The 18,036-nt window shown below is 65.3% G+C and carries 14 protein-coding genes; 1 reads left to right on the forward strand and 13 read right to left on the reverse strand.

Annotated elements, in window-relative coordinates:
* Positions 1-2: 2 nt before the first annotated feature.
* From AAFG07_RS29190 to AAFG07_RS29250, 13 genes are all read right to left on the reverse strand, one after another.
* On the reverse strand, positions 3-707 hold the full coding sequence (locus tag AAFG07_RS29190) for an ABC transporter ATP-binding protein (RefSeq protein WP_342723231.1): 705 nt from the start codon (positions 705-707) through the stop codon (positions 3-5).
* Positions 704-1,417, reverse strand: coding sequence for an ABC transporter ATP-binding protein (locus AAFG07_RS29195; protein WP_342723232.1), 714 nt, complete (start codon positions 1,415-1,417; stop codon positions 704-706). The genes AAFG07_RS29190 and AAFG07_RS29195 overlap by 4 nt, the downstream gene beginning before the upstream one ends.
* Before the next feature lie 85 nt (positions 1,418-1,502).
* Positions 1,503-2,804 (reverse strand): ABC transporter substrate-binding protein, encoded by a 1,302-nt coding sequence (locus tag AAFG07_RS29200; protein ID WP_342729269.1) that lies wholly within the window; start codon positions 2,802-2,804, stop codon positions 1,503-1,505.
* A gap of 122 nt (positions 2,805-2,926) precedes the next feature.
* Positions 2,927-4,717, reverse strand: coding sequence for an FAD-dependent monooxygenase (locus tag AAFG07_RS29205; protein ID WP_342723233.1), 1,791 nt, complete (start codon positions 4,715-4,717; stop codon positions 2,927-2,929).
* A 35-nt stretch (positions 4,718-4,752) separates the two neighbouring features.
* Positions 4,753-5,655, reverse strand: a complete 903-nt coding sequence (locus AAFG07_RS29210; RefSeq protein ID WP_342723234.1) for an intradiol ring-cleavage dioxygenase — start codon at positions 5,653-5,655, stop codon at positions 4,753-4,755.
* Positions 5,656-5,680: 25 nt separating this feature from the next.
* Entirely contained in the window at positions 5,681-6,802 is a 1,122-nt protein-coding gene (locus tag AAFG07_RS29215; protein ID WP_342729270.1) for a maleylacetate reductase, read from the reverse strand.
* Between the two features lie 185 nt (positions 6,803-6,987).
* Complete coding sequence (locus AAFG07_RS29220) at positions 6,988-7,875, reverse strand: AraC family transcriptional regulator (RefSeq protein ID WP_342723236.1); 888 nt, start codon at positions 7,873-7,875, stop codon at positions 6,988-6,990.
* Between the two features lie 122 nt (positions 7,876-7,997).
* Positions 7,998-8,672 (reverse strand): spermidine synthase, encoded by a 675-nt coding sequence (locus AAFG07_RS29225; protein ID WP_342723237.1) that lies wholly within the window; start codon positions 8,670-8,672, stop codon positions 7,998-8,000.
* Between the two features lie 260 nt (positions 8,673-8,932).
* The gene (locus tag AAFG07_RS29230) at positions 8,933-12,166 is read right to left on the reverse strand and encodes a cytochrome P450 (protein WP_342723238.1); all 3,234 of its coding nucleotides are present in this window, start codon (positions 12,164-12,166) and stop codon (positions 8,933-8,935) included.
* A 162-nt stretch (positions 12,167-12,328) separates the two neighbouring features.
* Positions 12,329-13,324, reverse strand: a complete 996-nt coding sequence (locus tag AAFG07_RS29235) for an alpha/beta hydrolase (RefSeq protein ID WP_342723239.1) — start codon at positions 13,322-13,324, stop codon at positions 12,329-12,331.
* A gap of 11 nt (positions 13,325-13,335) precedes the next feature.
* Positions 13,336-14,886 (reverse strand): wax ester/triacylglycerol synthase family O-acyltransferase, encoded by a 1,551-nt coding sequence (locus tag AAFG07_RS29240; protein ID WP_342723240.1) that lies wholly within the window; start codon positions 14,884-14,886, stop codon positions 13,336-13,338.
* Between the two features lie 59 nt (positions 14,887-14,945).
* Complete coding sequence (locus tag AAFG07_RS29245) at positions 14,946-15,680, reverse strand: alpha/beta hydrolase (RefSeq protein ID WP_342729271.1); 735 nt, start codon at positions 15,678-15,680, stop codon at positions 14,946-14,948.
* Between the two features lie 65 nt (positions 15,681-15,745).
* On the reverse strand, positions 15,746-16,000 hold the full coding sequence (locus AAFG07_RS29250; protein ID WP_038383850.1) for a DUF6489 family protein: 255 nt from the start codon (positions 15,998-16,000) through the stop codon (positions 15,746-15,748).
* A 432-nt stretch (positions 16,001-16,432) separates the two neighbouring features.
* On the opposite strand from AAFG07_RS29250, the gene AAFG07_RS29255 reads away from it, so the two are divergent.
* The gene (locus AAFG07_RS29255; protein WP_342723241.1) at positions 16,433-18,031 is read left to right on the forward strand and encodes an ABC transporter substrate-binding protein; all 1,599 of its coding nucleotides are present in this window, start codon (positions 16,433-16,435) and stop codon (positions 18,029-18,031) included.
* Positions 18,032-18,036 lie beyond the last annotated feature (5 nt).

Raw genomic sequence — 18,036 nt, forward strand, 5'->3', positions numbered from 1 at the left:
CCTCATGCTCCGAAATAGGCTGCGCGGATCGTGTCCTGACCCGCATCCTTGGGCCGTCCGCTCAGCGTCACCCGTCCCTCCTGCAGGCAGTAGAAGCGATCGGCGGCCCGCAACGCGCGGGCGATGTCCTGCTCGACCAGCACGACCGCGGTGCCGCCGGAACGGATCTGCGGCAGCATGCGGTAGATGTCCTCCACCACGATCGGCGCGAGGCCGAGGCTGATCTCGTCGCATAGCAGCACCTGTGGGTTGGACATCAGCGCGCGGCCGATCGCGACCATCTGCTGCTGGCCGCCCGACAGCGCCGTGACGGCGCCGCGCCGCCGCTCCTTCAGCACCGGGAACATCCGGTAGACCGAGGCGAGATCCCAGGGCGCGCTGCGTTCGCCGCTGTAAGCGCCGATCAAGAGGTTCTCCTCGACGCTGAGCGAGGGAAACAGCTGGCGGCCCTCGGGGACCAGCGCAAGGCCGAGCCGTACGATGCTGGCGGCGGACGCATCGCCGATCGCCCGCCCGCCGAGGCGGATCGCATCGGGACGGTTCTTCACGAGCCCGGCCAGCGACTTCAACATGGTCGACTTGCCGGCGCCGTTGGCGCCGATCACCGCGACCGCCTCGCCCTCGCTCAACTCGAAGTCGATGCCGAACAGCGCCTGGAAGTCGCCATAGAACGCATCGAGCGCCGTAACATTGAGCAGCGCGGTCATGCCGGCACTCCCATGTAGATGGTCTCGACCTCGCGCGAGCGCATCACCTCTGATGGCACGCCTTGCGCGACGATCTTGCCGAAGTTCAGCACGACCAGTCGCTGCACCACCGCGAGCAGCGCATGCACCACATGCTCGATCCAGATGATGCCGACACCTTCGGCGTGGATGATGCGGATGGTCTCGACCAGTTCATGGCATTCGGCATCGGTAAGGCCGCCTGCGATCTCGTCGAGCAGCAGCGTGCGCGGCTTGGTGGCGAGCGCACGCGCCAGCTCGAGCCGCTTGCGATCGAGCAGCGGCAGGCTGCCGGCGAGCCGATTGGCCTTGGCTTCGAGGCCGGTCAGATCAAGCATGCGGCCGCAATGCTGGACCGCATCGGCCTCCGACAGGCCGCCACCGAATTGGGCGGCGACCGCAAGGTTCTCGAACACCGAGAGGTGATCGAACGGTTGCGGGATCTGGAACGAGCGCCCGATGCCCGCCCGGCAGCGTGCTTCGGGAGAGAGAGCCGTGATGTCGACGCCGTCGAGCACGATGCGGCCGGCATCCGGCCGCAGCAGCCCGGTGATCAGGTTGAACAGCGTCGATTTGCCGGCGCCGTTCGGCCCGATCACGCCCAGCGCCTCGCCAGAGGAGAGCGTCAGGTCGATCGCGTCGGCGACCACGATGGCGCCGAACCTTTTCGAAATGCCATGGAGTTCGAGCATGGTCGCTCACCGCATCCACTTGCTTCGAGGAGATACGCGGGTGGCCCGCGCATCTCCGATGAACAATTCGTCCGGAACGCGCTTGCTAGCTCAACGCCTGCATGTCGCCGCCGAGCGGGATCTGCGGCGCCAGCTTGTTGTCCGTGATCACCATGTCGTACTTGTCGCCGATGAGCCGCCACTGGCCGCCGACCAGCGGCGTCTTGGCGATGTTCTTCGCCGCGAACGGCGGCACCGCGCTGGAGCCGAACGCGACCTGGCCCACGATGGTATCGAGCTTGGTGGCGCCGATCGCCTTCGCTAGCGCCGCACCATCGCTCGGGTCGCTGGAGCGCTTGATCGCATCGATCGCGACCTCGAACAGCGAATGCACGAAGCCGATCGGCTGGGTCCATTGCTTGCCGGAGGCCTGCTCATATCCCTTGGCCAGATCGGCCGCGCTGGCGCCGCTGAGGCTCGACTTGTAGGGATGCGTCGGCGTCCACCACACCTCGGTCGAGATGTTGTTGCCGCCCTTGCCGAGCGCCTGCACCGACGCCGGGAACAGCAACGCCTTGGCGACCGACACGACCTTCGGCTTCAGCCCCTTCTGCCGCGCCTGATTCCAGAACGTGGTGAAGTCGGGCGGGATGATCACGCCGGTGATGATCTCGGCATCGGCGCCACGAAACGCTGCGATCTGCGAGCTGAAATCGTCGGTGAGGTTCTGGAAGCGGCCGGGATCGGTCAGCTTGAAGCCCTGCTTGGCCATCACAGGCGGGAAGCCGATCGTGGTGTCGCCCCAGGCGTTGCCATCGGCATCGTTCGGAAACAGCGCGCCGACCGACTTGTTGGTCGCGACCTGGCTCCACATGCTGGTGAAGACGCCGATCACGTCCTCGAGGCCCCAGAAGTAGTGGAAGGTGTAGTCGAACGGTTTCCAGCTCTTGGGATCGCCCGGATTGGCCTGGCGGCCGATGAAATTGGTCTGCCACGGCGCGACGGTCGAGATGCACGGCACCTGCTCGAGCTCGCACTGCGTCGCCACGGGGTTGTTGGTCTCGGGCGTGGCGCCGACCACGATCAGGCTGACATTGTCGCGGGTGATCAGCTCCTTGGCGACTTCGGCGGCACGGTTCGGATTCGACTGGCTGTCCTTGGTCACTACCTCGACCGGATAGGTCTGCGATCCGACCTTGACGCCATCCTTGATGAACTTTCGGAATTCGCCGAGCACAAAATCGTCGGCTTCGGCGAAGGCCGCCAATGGTCCGCTCTTCGGCGAGACATAACCGATCTTGATCGGCTTGTTGGCCGCGCGCACGGCCGGCGCGAACAATGTTGTCGTGCCCGCGGCAACGAAACCGCCGGCGATGCCTTGCAGCACGCGGCGGCGATCGAACGACATGACGTTCAAGTGGTCCTTGGCGTTCAAAAGGTCCTTGGTCATTTTCCCCTCCCTTGAGGCAAGCCGGTTTTCAAGCCGGCTGCCGTTCATTCCGTTCTGAAAATTACCAGCGCCGTGCCGCATCACGCGGCGGCGACGGACTTCGTCTGCGCTTTCGCGCTGCGGCCGAGGATCTGGCCGAACACATCGAGCAGCACATCGGAGGCGTCAGCCGCCGCCTCCCTGGCGCGCCAGGCGACATACATGTCGGGGCGCACCAGCACGCAGCCGTCCTCGTCGACCTCGCTCTGGCGATACCAGTCGGCATAGATGTCGAGCGCATCGCAGCCTTGCGGGCCGATGGTGACGACGTCGACCGGCAAGCCGTAGGCCTTCTCGACCGCGGCTGCGGCCGCCTTCCAGCCGTCGCCGCCGATCCCGGTGAGCAGCGTGAAACGGCCCTTGCCGGTGAGATCGAGCGTCGACTTCCGCTCGCCCTGATGCTCGACCCAGACATGCGGCAAATGCGCACCGGGCCAGGTGGTGGCCTGATAATAGAGCTCGTGGTCGCGGGTGAACGCCGGCATCGGCGTGCCGTCGGACACCACGGCGGTCGAGCCGTAGCGCTGGTTCATCTCGACGCCGTGACAGTTGAACTCGTAGCTCTTGTTGGCGATGGCCTCGTAGAGCTTCTTGCGGCGCGCCTTGCCCTCGGCGGTCGGCGCCTTGCGCGCGGCGATCGCCTTGCGCGCTTCCGCGGGATCGGTCGAGGCGACGAGGCCCACCGCCTCGAAGATCGGCGGGAAGTCGCCGATGCTCTTGTTGGCCCGGGTCACGATCTGCTTGCCGACCGGCTGGCGCTCGGCCGAATAGGTCTCGAGCAGCGACGGCGCCGCGTGGCCTTCGAGCACCAGCTTCAGCTTCCAGCACAGATTGAAGGAATCCTGGATCGAGGTGTTGGAGCCGAGGCCGTTGGTCGGCGGATGGCGGTGCACCGCGTCGCCGACGCAGAACACGCGGCCGGACGAATAGTGGCCGGCGTACATCTCGTTCACGGTCCAGGTCGAGGTGGAGCGCACTTTGACCTCGAGGGTTTCGTCACCGACGAGGTTGCGCACGATCGAGATCGCCTCGTCATTAGAGAGCTTGCGCTCGCCCTGCTCGATGTCGTAGCCCCAGATGATCAGCCACTCGTTCCACGGCCGCACCATGCGGATCAGGCCGGCCCCGATGCCGCCGATCTCGGCTCCGGGCTGCAGCACCCAATAGAGGACGCTCGGCCGGTGCGCGACGTACTTGCTCAGGTCGGCCTGCACGATGATGTTCATGCTGCCGGCGCGGCCCATCTGGCCTTCCATCGGTAGCCCGATCACTTCGGCAACCCGGCTGCGGCCGCCGTCGGCGCCGATCAGGTATTTGGCGCGGATCTGGTAGGTCTCGCCTGAGAGACGATCCTTCACCGTCGCCGTGACGCCGTCGGCATCCTGCACCAGGTCGACGAACTCGGTGTTGAAGCACAGCGAGGTGCCGCGCTGGCCGGCGGCCTCGATCAGGATCGGCTCGAGGAAATTCTGCGGCAGATCGCAGATGCGCGTAGGACTGGCGAGATCGTAATCCGCCTTGCGCGAGGGATGATTGCCCCAGGAGTAGAGCCGGCCGAACTCCTCGCCGGCGAGGCTCTCGCAGAACACATTGTTGGCCATCAGGTGCTGCGGCACGGCCTGCGCCACGGCTTTCTCTTCGAGGCCAAGATCGCGCAGCACCTCCATCGCGCGCTGGTTGCTGATGTGGGCGCGCGGCGTATCGGCCAGCCAGCCATATTTCGTCACCAGGATGTGCTTGATGCCGTACGTGCCGAGCAGCGCCGCCGCCGTCGCGCCGGCCGGGCCACTGCCGACGACAAGGACGTCGGTCTCAATCGGTTTGCTGGTCATGGTCCTCTCCTTGGTCGTCTTGTTGGTTGCGATCGTCATTCCGCGGCCATCATCGGCTTCGGCACCAGGCCGGCGCCGGGCTTCATCTGGAAGTCGTAAGTCATCAGGTGCCACGGGCCGGAGACCCGCTCGCCGTTCGGCAGCGCCGGCTCGCTCTTCGGCTCGACGCGCGCAATCAGCTCGTCCTTGACGCCGAACACCACGTCGCTGCGCAGATATTCGTCGCCATCGAGGAAGACGTGAGTGATCAGCGGCTCATAGCCTTCGGCCTTAACCAGGAAGTGCACATGCGCCGGCCGCATCGGATGGCGCTGCGTGGCGGTGATGAGATCGCCGACCGGGCCATCGGTCGGGATCGGATAGCTGCACGGCAGGATGGTGCGGAACGAAAAGCGGCCGTCGGCATCGGTGACGAAGCGCGCGCGCAGCGATGGGCCGTGAGCCGCATAGTCCGCCTTTTGTGAATCGTAGAAGCCATCGTCGTCGGCGTGCCAGACATCGATCTCGGCACCGGCGAGCGGCTTGCCGGCCAAGTCGGTGACGCGACTCTGCACGAACATCACTTCACCGTCGATGCCTTCCGAGATGTTGGCGCCGTGCGGCGTGACGCGGTGCTCGCCGACATAGAACGGGCCGAGCACCGTGGTCTCGGTGGCGCCCTCGCGCTCGCGGTGATTGACCGCGTCGACCAGCATCGAGACGCCGAGCACGTCGGACAGCAGGATGAACTCCTGGCGCAGCGGCGTGCAGGTCTGGCCGGTGCGGGTCAGGAATTCGATCGCCTGATTCCATTCCTCGAAGGTGAGCTCGGTGCGGCGCACCAGATCGTGCAGCGATTTGACCGTTTCCTCGATGAGGAACTTCAACCGCTTGTTCGGCGTGTTGGCGAAGCTGCTGATCACCTCGTCGGTGAGGTCATGCTCGTTGAAATTGGCCATCGTGTTGTCCTTTGATCTTGAGATGTCAGTGCTGCGCGGGCGCATCGCCGCGCCAGGCTGCCGCGATCAACTGCTCGATCGGGGCGCGATCGATCGGTCTGGGGTTTGCGTAGGGGTTGCGCACCGCCATCTCGGCAGCGCGCGCGATGCCGTCCTCGGGCATTCCGATGTCGGCCAGCCGACGCGGCAGCGCGAGCTGCCGGGCAAGGTCAAACAGGCCCTGCGGTGCATTGGCACTGTGCAGTGCGCGCGCCACGCGGCTCATCGCCTCCGGCGCCGCGGCGGCGTTGTAGGCGGCCGCATGCGGCAGCACGATCGCGTGGGTTTCGGCATGCGGCAGGTTGAACATGCCGCCCAGCACGTGGCAGAGCTTGTGGTGCAGCGACATCCCGACCGCACCGAGGCAGGCGCCGCACAGCCACGCACCATAGAGCGCGTCGCGCCGCGCCCCGGTATCGGCCGGCGCCGTCATGATGCGCGGCAGCGCGCGGGCGAGCGCAGCGATGCCGTCCTCCGCCATCAGCGAGGTCAGCGGATTGGCGTCGGGCGCATAGAGCGCCTCGACGGCATGGGCGATCGCATTCATGCCGCTGGCGGCGGAGATGTGCGGCGGCAGGCTGACGGTGAGATCGACGTCGTAGATGACGGTGTCCGGCACCAGATCCTGGGAATGCTGCGTGGTCTTGATGCCGTTGCTGGTCTCGCCGAGGATCGGCGTCATCTCCGAACCGGCATAAGTGGTCGGCATCGCGATATGCGGCAGCCCGGTGCGCAACGACAGCGCCTTGCCGAGCCCGACGGTCGAGCCGCCGCCGATCGCGACCAGCCCATCGATGTCGCGGGACTCGACAATGCGTAGCGCCTCGTTGGTGACCTCGACCGGCGTATGCATACGTGCGCCGGCAAACAGTCCGGCGAGCCGGTCGCCGAGGCCCGCGCCGAGCCGGCGCCCGAGGTCCTCTTGCTCGCTCGTGGTCAGCACCAGCGCCCGCTTGATGCCAAGGCGCTCGCTCTCCTCGCCAAGCCGCGCCGAGGTGCCGGCGCCGAACACCACGCGATATTGCTGCGAGCAATAGGCAAAGGTGCCCTGGCCGGCATTTCCAGCCGCCGCACCGGACGCAATGGATGCGCCTCCGGCATCCGGCATCGCGACACTCATGGCATTTCTCCCAAGCCGGCGAACCGGCAATCTCGTCTTGTTGGGAGAAGGCTAGCGGGGAGCGGCCACGGCGCGCCTGCACGAAACCGGAGAAAATCTGCACGAAACCGGAAAAATCATCCGCGGGCTCGGGCTGGGCGCCCTCGCCTATCCCGGCCGCTGATCATCGGGAGCTAATGGCTGCGGCGGTAGCGCCCCGGTGTCACGCCGGTGAAGCGGCGGAACATGCGCGTAAAATGCTCCTGATGGGAGAAGCCGCAAGCCAGTGCGATGTCCGCCAAGCTCTGCGTCTCGTCGGCGAGCAGCGCCCTGGCGCGCTCGATGCGCAGATTGAGCACGTATTGGTAGGGCGAGACGCCGCTGGTCGCCTTGAACAGGCGCACGAAATATTCGGTGCTGCGGCCGCACAGCTCCGCCAGCTGGTCGAGCCGGATATCGCTATCGAGATTGGCGTCGACGAACTCGCGGATCCGCGCCATCTGCCTGACGCTCAGCAGGTTCGGATGCTTGCCGGCCTCGACGCTCGGCTTGTGGAAATTGATCGCGACGAAGCGGTTGGCGATCGCCTGTGCGATCGGATCGATGAACAGCGACGAGGCCGGCAGGCCGCCGGTGATGGTGTCGCCGATCGCCGCGGCAAGATGCTCCAGCACGGCATCCTGATCGCCGAGCATCGGCGCGAGCCCGCCGATCAGGCTCGCCGCCCCCTCCCGGCCCGCGAACAGATCGGAGCGTAGATAGATGTGGGTGGATTCCAGCGCCTCGCGCAGCACAACGTTGCAGGTATGCCCGGCCGGCAAAAAGAACACCCCGCCGCGCGGGATCTGCCGGGCAACCGACTTGCCGTCCATCACATAGGTGATGTCGACCGGGCCACCTCGGTGCAACACCATCAGATTGTCGGAGAGCGCGTGGAAGTGCCCGTCAAACGGCCGCTCGCGCTGGACCGAGGCAAATGCGGACGACCAGCCGAGCCCCTCGCTCGAGCCGCGGAATTCGGCCTGGAAACGGTCCAGGATCCCGTGCGTCTCCTGCACCCCAAAATTCGACGTCGCCTGCATCAGACAGACCAAGGGCTCGAGGCTTCGGTGCCGCGAGTGAAACCCAATGGCCCTCGATTTTCAACACAATCGAACCGAATGGTGCTCCCGGCGGCCTTGCTGCGTCGCAATAGCGGCGCCTCCTACTCCTTGACCGCGATCCAGATCACGTGGCGCACGCCGCGGCCACGGCCCGTGGCACGGACGGCGACCTCGTTGACCGCGAACCCGGCGCGGGACAGCGATTTCGGGAACTTTTCGTTCGGACCGGACGACCAGACGGCAAGCACGCCGCCGCGCCGCAACGCAGTGTGTGCGATCTTGAGCCCGGAGACATCATACAACGCGTCATTGGCCTTGCGGGTGAGACCTTCCGGGCCGTTATCGACGTCGAGGAGAATGGCATCGTAGGTGCGCGGATTGCGCTCGATCACATCGGCGACATCCACCTCCTGGATGCTGACGCGCGGATCGGTCAGGCTGTCGCCGAAGATCTCGGCCATCGGGCCCCTCGCCCAGGCGACCACTGATGGCACCAGCTCGGCCACCACGATTTCCGCCTCGGCTCCAAGCACGGTAAGCGCCGCCCGCAGCGTAAAGCCCATGCCGAGGCCGCCGATCAGAAAACGCGGCCGTGCGACCTTCTCGATCTTCTTCGCGGCAAGCGTCGCCAGCGCGGCTTCCGAGCCCGACAGACGGCTGTTCATCAGCTCGTTGGTGCCGAGCATGATCGAGAATTCGCGGCCGCGCTGCATCAGGCGCAATTCACCTTCGGTGCCGGGAATCCGCGCGGTATCGATCTTTTCCCAGGGAATCATGCGGCGGCTTGTAGCATAGGCGTCAGGGTGGGCGAAGCTAGCGCCTCAAGCGTGTCGCGAGAATGCGAGCGCATGACTCTCCAGCGGAGCAACATATTCCGTGTCGTCCCTGCGAAAGCAGGGACCCATAACCACCGAAGGTGATTGCTGCGCACCGCTGGGGCCACAGCCCTCTTCAACAAGCCAATCCTGTGGTTATGGGTCCCTGCTTTCGCAGGGACGACGATGGGGATGCATCACGGCCATCCCAGGCCGCAAGGCTACCCGCCGGCCCAGACGTCGAGCACGTAGCGGTTCCTGGTGCCCATCTCCTCGATCCAGCGCGCGGCGGCGTCAGTGTCGGCTCCGCTGCGCTCGCGATAGATCGACATCAGGGTCGCCTTGACGTCGGGCTCCATCTTGCCGCCGTCGCCGCAGACATAGACGATGGCGCCTTTCTCGATCAGCTCCCAGACCCGGTCCTTCTGCGCGGCGACGAGGTGCTGCACATAGGTCTTGGGCCCGTCGGCGCGCGAGAAGGCGGTGTAGAGTTCACCGATGCCATCGGCGGCGAACGCCTTCAGCTCATCCGCATAGATGAAATCCTGCTCGGGATTTCGGCAGCCGAAGAACAGCATCGCGGAGCCCAGCGTCGCGCCCTGCGCCTTGCGCGCGGCGCGCTCCTGCAGGAAGCCGCGGAACGGCGCGAGCCCGGTGCCCGGCCCGATCATGATGATCGGCACGGCGTTGTCATCAGGCAGGCGGAAGCCGGCCTTGGTCTCCTTGATCGTGGCATGGACGGTGTCGCCGGCGCGGCGGCGCGCCAGATAGTTCGAGCAGACGCCCTTGTAGATGCCGCGACCGGAGCTTGCGGGCGCCTCCACGACACCGACCGTGACGCTGCAGCGCTGCGCCTCACCGGCCGGCGACGACGAGATCGAGTAATAGCGCGGCGCCAGCAGCGACAGCATTTCGAGGTAGAGGTGGAACGGCAGCTCGCAGGCCGGATATTCCTCGAGCAGGTCGAACACCGATTTGCGCCTGGCCAGCACCTCGGAGCGATAACGCCCGGCTGAGGCCTCGTCGTCGCCGACATAGGCCATCAGCTTCGGCTTGGTCATTGGGCAGCGCGTGTGCTCGGCCATGATCTGGATCTGCTTGCGGGTCGCGACCTGCTGCAGCTCGACGAACTCGGTGAGCAGCCGTCCGACCGACACGGCGTTGCCGACAGGCAGTTGCGCGCGGCGGCCTTCCGAGACCTGCAGGCGGATCTGGTCGGCCGGCAGGAAGCCGAACCGGCGCGCGACGGAATCGACCAGGGTCGGATCGTTGCGCGGCACCACGCTGAGATGATCGCCGACGCGATATCTGAGACTGGCCGGCAGCTCGACCTCGATATGCCGGGTCGAGCGTTCCGACGGATGGGCGCCTTCCTTGTTCTGCAGCTCGTTGTTGGCGAGCACCTTCATCGGCACCGCGCCGCCCTGCGTCACGATGGTGTTGACCGCGCCCTGCGCCACCGGCTCGATCGCGTAGAGCGGCTCGTCCTCGGCGGTGCGGGTGAAATTCCAGTCGATGCCGAATTCCTTGGTTGCGACCTTCGCGGCCTCCGGGAACCATTTCTGGAACTGGCCGTCGAGATCGCTGCGCGCATCGCCCTCGCCGCGCGGATAGACCGCGCGGGCGCCATGCTTGGCCAATTGCTCGTCGATGAAGCGCGGCACCGACTGGTAGGTCGCCGCCCAATCGCTGTTGCCGCAGCCGAACACCGCGTAGCGCACCTTGGCGAAGGCGTCCTTCGGCAGGTCGCTTTCGAGCCATTTGACGAATTGCGTCGCGTTGTCCGGCGCCGCGCCGTTGTAGGAGGCGCAGATGATCAGGACGCCGCCCTCCTCCGGCAGCTTGCCGACATAGTCGTCCAGCGGCCCGAGCCGCACCGCGAATCCATTGATCTCCGACAGATCGGCCATGCGGGTCGCGAGCTCCTCGGCCGAACCGAGGTTGGAGCCGTAGAGCACCAGCATCGGCGTGTTGTGGCCAGGGCGCGTGGTCGGTGCGCGCGGTGCCTTCGGCGCGGCGGCAACGGCGCCCGTACTGCCGGCGAACGCGCCGCGATCCCTGTCGTCGCGCGGCCGCACCTTGATCCTGAAACCGTCGGGCTTGACCGTCAGCGTCTCCTTCAGATGCATCTGGTAGCGATGCACGTCGAGCAGCTTGAAGCGCTGCAGGATCATCCCGATCGCGAGCGCGGCCTCGTGCATGGCAAAGCCGCGGCCGATACAGGCGCGCTGGCCGTTACCGAACGGCTTCCAGGCGTTGATCGGGCGCTTGGCCTCCGCCTCGCGGCTGAAATTCTCCGGATCGAACACGTCGGGGTTCGGGCCCCAGACCGAGGGATCGCGATGCAGCGCCATCACCAGGATGGTGATGAAGGTGTTCTTCTTCAGCTTGTACTTGCCGCCGATCGTCTCGTCCCTGAGCGGCGCGATGCCGTAAGCCGGCGCCGGCGGCCACAGCCGTAGCGCTTCCTTCAGGCATTGGGTGATGTAGGTGAGCTGCGTCACCTGCTGATAGGTCGGCCGCGCATCGACGTCGGGACCGAGGACCCGGTCGACCTCCTCATAGGCCTTCTTCAGCACCTCGGGATGCTTCAGCAGCGCGTAGATCGTGCACGACAGCAGGCCGCTGGTGGTCTCGTGGCCGGCGATCAAAAAGGTGTTGATCTGGTAGCGGATGTTGACGTCGTCGAGCTGCTCGCCGGTGGCGCGATCGACGCCGGTCATCATCGCGGCCAGCATGTCCTTCTTGTCGCTGGTTACGTCGGTATTGCCGCGCCGCTCGGCGATGATCTCATCGACCATCTTGTTCATGAAGCCGACGTCGTCGGTCAGCGTCTTGCGCCGCTTCTGCATCCACAGACCCTCGAGCGGCAGGCCGCGGGTCATCATGATGGTCTCGAGCGAGCGCACCAGCGATTCCACGAAAGGGTGGTAATCGCGGCGATAGAACGAATTGAAGCGATAGTCGAAGCCGCAGAGCCCGATGGTGTCGAGGGTCAGCGCCGTCATGTCGTGGACGACCTCGATCTCCTCGTCGGCGTTGAGGCGCTCCCACTTCTTGACCAGCTGCTCGGCGATATCGACCATGCTCGGGTGATACGACTGCATGGCGCGGTTGCCGAACGGCTGCATCAGGATGTTGTGCGCCTTGCTCCAGTTCGGCTCCTTGGTGTCGGCGGTGAACAGCCCGTCGCCGCCGACCGCACGCACCCGGCGCAGCGAGCCGCGCACCGCCTTGTCGAAGCGTTTCTCGTCGGAGAGCTCGTCGACCAGATCGTGACCGGAGACGATCACGAGCGGCGCACCCATCATGTCGAGCCAGAAGATCGGCCCAAGCTCCTTGGAGAGCTTGACCAGATGCTGCACCGGCGCGTTCGAATCCAGCGACAGCATGTTGCCGACCACCGGCTTCGTCGGCGGATGCGGAATCGGACTCAGTCTGTTGCCGGACGCCATATCGGAAGTGCCCCCTCACTACGCGCCGTCATCCCTGCATAACGGCTTTGCCGTTATTGCTCGAGGAGCGCGCACCGCGCGCGTCTCGAAGGATGGCCGCTTGCTCCAGTCCCTCTCATCCTTCGAGGCGCGCCGAAGCCGGCGCGCACCTCAGGATGACGCCTAGCCGAATTTTCGTTTACGCCACTCGATCAGCTTGGCGCTGACCTCGTCCGGCTTTTCCTGCTGTGTCCAATGGCCGCTGTCGTGGACCAGATACTTTTCGAGGTCCGGCACCAGTCTCTCCATGCCATCGGCGGCCGAGGGCGGCAGCACCGCGTCGTTCTCGGCCATGATCATCAGCGACGGCACCCGCACATTATGGTCCAGCCCTGCCGAGCGTTCCCAGTTGCGGGTGAAGTTGCGATACCAGTTGATGCCGCCGGTGAAGCCGGTCCTGGTGAAGGTGTCGACGAACACCTTCTTCTCCTCGGCCGACAGGATCGGCGTCCGCGGATCGTGCTTGGCGTCGTAGTTCGCGATCATCTGCGGGAACGCCAGGTTGAGCCGCGCCGAGGCGCCGACGCCGGCGATCGGCTGTTCCTCCGGCGTGCCAGCGGGGCGGGCCGCCGGCTTGCGCATGAAGGCATCGAAGGTCTGCTCCACGCGGCTGCCGAAGATGCGGTCGGGCTCGCGCGCCGGATCCTGGAACTGGACGATGTACATCTGGTCGCCGAAGCGCTGGCGGAACAGCGCGATCGGATCCATCGGCGCGCGGTTCAGATGCGGCGTGTTGACGCCGACGACGCCGGCAACCCGCTGATGATGCCTGAGCGGCATCTGCCAGACGACAAAGCCGCCCCAGTCGTGACCGACGAAGATCGCCTTGTCGATCTTGAGATGGTCGAGCAGGCCGACGAGATCGCCGGTCAGGTGCTCCATGTCGTAGGCCTCGACCGGCTCCGGCCGGTCGGTGGCGCCATAGCCGCGCTGATCCGGGGCGATCACCCGGATGCCGGCTTCACCCAACGCCTTGATCTGGTGGCGCCAGGAGAACGCCAGCTCGGGCCAGCCGTGGCACAGCACCACGGGCGGCGCGTCGGTCCTGGGGCCTGCTTCGTAAAACCCCATGCGGATGCCGTTGGTCTCGGCGAACTGCAGCGGTGGCATGTCAATCATGGACGGAAATCCTATTCGGCAGCGCCCTTGATATCGGCAGGCGGAGGCGCGAACGCCGCTTCGAGTGCATCGAATTCGAGCGGCAGCATGTCGCACATCACCTGCACATGCGGAATGATGTTGGCGCCGACGATGAAGCCGAAATCAAGCTGATCGCGGTAGCTCTGCACGGTGATGTTGAGCGCGATCCCGTGGGTCGAGATCGAGACCGGGAAGATGTGCAGCAGCTCTGCGCCGGCCGCGTACAGCGTCTGCCGCGGCCCCGGCACGTTCGACACCGTGATGTTGGTGGCCGGCGGCAGCACATTCGACAGGTCGGAGCGGCTGTACAGCAGCGCCATGATCTGCACCACGATCGGGGCGCCCAACAGCGAAATGTTGGAAACCTGCGGGACCAGGGCGCGCAGCGGATGCGACATCTCCTTGGACTTGGTGGATTGCGCGATGATGGTTTCGAGCCGCTTCTTCGGATCCTCGACGTCGGTCGCGATCGAGCAGATCATACCGAACACCTGGTTGTTGGATTCGGCGTTGCCTTCCTCGCGCAGCGAGATCGGCACGCCGGCGGTCAGCGACTTGTTCGGCAGCGCGCCCTGGCTGATCAGATAGCGCCGCACCACGCCGGAGGCGAGCGCCAGCACGACGTCGTTGAGCTTGCCGCCCGATGCTTTCGCCAGCACCTTGGCGCGCGACAGCGAGATCGAGGTGCCGGCAAAGCTGCGCTCCGACGAGATCGCCTTGTTGAGGATGGTCGGCGGCGAGGACATCGCTTGCAGACTCTCGCGCGACCTGGGATCGGCGATCTTGGCGACGACGTCGGACAGGCTCTTGAGCACGGTCGGCATGGAGCCCGCGAACTTCACCGCGCTCTCGATCTGGAACATGGCGTTGTCGAACAGGATCGAGCCGAGGTCGCTCTTGCCCGAGCGCGGCAGTTCCAGGCTCTTCTGTGCGGTGGCGGCCGCCTCGAACGGCTGGGTCCAGAGCTGCTGATAGGCATCGATCAAATTGGCAGCGATGTCGCGCGGCTCCGGCGCGACCTTTTTCGCGCTCGGCGGCTCGATCTGCCGCGGCACCGGCGTCAGGTCGTAGATCATGCTGGTCAACGCCGCGCCGGCGCCGCCGTCGATGCAGGCGTGGTGCATCTTGGAATAGAGCCCGATCTCGTTGTCCTTCATGCCCTCGAAGACGTAGAACTCCCAGAGCGGGCGGGCGCGGTTCAACAGCTTGGCGTGCATCCAGCCGACGATGCGCTCCAGCGTCGCGCGGTCGCGCGGCGCGGGCAGGCTGGCGCGGAAGATGTGGCGGTCGATGTCGAACTGGTCGTCTTCGACCCAAGACGGGTGATCGATGTCGAGCGGCGCCTTCTGCAGGCGCACCTTGAGGATCGGCGCGACGTGCAGCCGCGAGGCGATCATCGCCTTGAACTCCTCGAAGAAGTCGCCCTTGTAGCCGTCGGGCAGCCGGAAGATCGCCATGCTGCCGACATGCATCGGCATTTCCGGCGTTTCCAGATACAGAAACGATGCGTCCAGCGAGGACAGCTTTTTGGCGTCGCTCATGATCTCCTCCCGAGAGTCAACTCACGCGGGCGCCTTTGGCGGCGCTTCTCGTCGTCTGGTTAGGATAGTGCCTGTTCTGCCGGCCCATAGGCAATGGCAAAGGGGCCCGAGCGGTTAAAATGCCGGAACTCCCCTTCCGGCTGTGCCAGCCGGTCCGCGATCGCCCACAGCGCCGCGGGGTTGACGCCGAGGCCGAGATGGCTGGCGAAATGCACCTCGATGTTCTCGGCGGTTGCCGACGGCCGCACCCGCGAGGTCCGCCAGTTCACGATGCCGTCGGTGCGGGAATAGATCGAGGTTGCCGGCACCGGCATGTCGCCGGCGATCGCCGCGCGAATCTCGGGAATATCGTCCACCCCCTCGCCGGACAGCAGCTCGTACAGCCGGGTCGCGTTGGTGGCGCGGATATCGTCGGCGAACGGGCTGCCCAGCGTGATGATGGAGCGCACCAGCTCCGGCATCTGCGACGCCAGGTCGCGCGCATAGACGCCGCCGAGGCTCCAGCCGATGATCGAGACCTTGCGCCCCGACGCCTCATGGACCCGCTTCAGCAGGTCGCGCAGTGCACTCCGCCTGCTGGAGATGCCGCCGAAATTGCGGCCCATGTTCCAGGCGTAGGCGTCATAGCCGAGCTCCTTCAGGTAGCGCCGCATCGGCGCCATCGAAAGGTCGCTGGCGAGGAAGCCGGGCAGCGCCAGCACCGGATGACCGTCGCCCTTCGGCGCCTGCATCAGCAGCGGCGACAGCAGCAGGCTCGAATTCAACTCGAGCACGCCGCGCGCTTCCGCCAGCATCAGGAGCAGGCTGGGTGGACGCAACCGGCGTTCGGCCGCATCAACGCTCCCTTTCGCGGCCGCCACTATTTCTTGTCCTTTTTGCCCATGCCGCCGAGGCCGGCCATCGTCACGAACATGTCCTGGAAGCGCTCGGCGAGCTTGGGATCGAAGGTGAACCAGCTTTGCAGCAACGCCTCCGGCGAAACCTTCTCGATGTTCGACAGCATCTGCTGCTGCAGCCTGTCCATCACCGCGTTCTGCATCGGTGCCACGTCCGGCAGGCCGAAGAACTGCCGCGCTTCAAGGGGCGTACAATCTATCTCGACGTTGACCTTCATATCCGCCTCCTCAAATGCGCCTGGCCCGCCTCAGTATCGCCGGGACCGGGTCGGTCACGCAAGCGAGCCGTACCTGCCCCGATGGATAGTCGGCCTCAATCATCCGTTATGGTCAACCAAACCGTTTGGAACGATGGCTCCAAACCGTTTGGAACGATGGCTCCAAACCGCCTGGCGGGACCGCTCCAAACCGGTTGGCGGGACCGGCATCTGCCGGCGCGCCGGCGATCGGCGAGCAGCGCTCCGAAAGTCGAATGTCAGGCGCCCGCGCCAACCGCCTACTCTCCTTGCGCATTCATTGCGCTGCACCCGCGCGAGGCGATTAACCCTTTGGGAAATCGCGCTTGCGCGGCCGGTAAACTCTGGCAACATGCATCAATAATACCAGCCGGACAAAGCAGCCGGCGGACAAAAACGGGGACGCGGGATCACATGTCGGTACGTTGGAGTTTGTTTGCGGCGACTGCCGTCGCGCTGGTTGCCCTTGTCTTGCCGGCATCGGCCCAGACGCTGAAATATGCCAATCAGGGCGAGCTGAAGTCGCTGGATCCTTACACGCTGAAGGAAACCACGACGATCGCGCACCACGCCCACGTCTACGAAGGCCTCACCGCGCGCGACAAGGACCTCAAGATCATTCCGGCACTGGCGGAAAGCTGGGAGACGCTGAGCCCGACCAAATGGCGTTTCCACCTGCGCAAGGGCGTGAAATTCCACAATGGCGATCCTTTCACCGCCGACGACGTGCTGTTCTCCGCCGATCGCGTCCGCGCCAAGGGCTCCAATTTCCTCAGCAATGTCCCGGCCGACGCCAAGTTCACCAAGGTCGACGACTACACGGTCGACGTGACGCTGGATTCGCCCAATCCCATCCTGACCTCGCAGTGGGATAGCTGGTACATCATGGACAAGAAGTGGTGCGAGGAGAACAACGCCGTCGCACCGACGCCGGCCTCCGCGACCACGCCTAGCTACGCCGCGCTGCACGAGAACGGCACCGGCCCCTTCACGATCGAGAGCCACCAGCCCGGCGTGAAGACCGTGTTCAAGGCGTTTCCGGGCTATTGGCGCAAGCCCGAGCATAATCTCCAGGAGATCATCTTCACCCCGATCGGCTCCGACGCCACCCGCGTTGCCGCGCTGCTCTCGGGCGAGGTCGATGTCATCGAACCGGTTCCGCTGCAGGACATCCAGCGCGTCAATTCCAGCGGCGTCGCCACCGTCATGACCGCGCCGGAGATCCGCACCATCTTCATCGGCATGGACATGGCGCGCGACGAGCTGCTGTACTCCAACGTCAAGGGCAAGAATCCGTTCAAGGACATCAAGGTCCGCGAAGCTTTCTACAAGACGATCGACGTCGACCTGATCAAGACCCGCGTCATGCGCGGCATGTCGACGCCCTCGACGCTGATGATCGCGCCCGAGCTCTATCCGCTGTCGAAGGAGTTCACCCGGCCGAAGCTCGATCCCGATGGCGCCAAGAAGCTGCTGGCCGAGGCCGGCTATCCGAACGGCTTCGAGGTCACGATGGATTGCCCGAACGACCGCTACGTCAACGACGCCGCGATCTGCCAGGCGGTGGTCGGCATGCTGGCCCGCATCGGCGTCAAGGTGAACCTGCTGGCGCAGCCGAAGGCACAGTATTTCGCCAAGGTGCTGAAGCCCGGCGGCTACCAGACCTCGTTGTTCATGCTGGGCTGGACGCCTGCGACGTCCGACTCGCACAACGTGCTGCACGACATCCTCGGCTGCCGCGACGATCCGAAGGATTCGACGCGGGGCGAGGCCAATCTCGGCGGCTACTGCAACAAGGAAGTCGACGCGCTCACCGACAAGGTCCTGATCGAGAGCGACACTGCCAAGCGCGACCAGTTGATCAAGCAAGCCTACGAGATCGTCATCAAGGATTACGGCTACATTCCGCTGCATCAGCAACCGCTGGTGTGGGGCGTGTCGAAAAAGGTCAAATTGACCCAGCGCGCGGACAACCAGGTGCTGCTCTACTGGGCAACCAAGCAAGGTGAATAGTGGTT

It is taken from the genome of Bradyrhizobium sp. B097 (assembly GCF_038957035.1).
Taxonomy (GTDB): domain Bacteria; phylum Pseudomonadota; class Alphaproteobacteria; order Rhizobiales; family Xanthobacteraceae; genus Bradyrhizobium.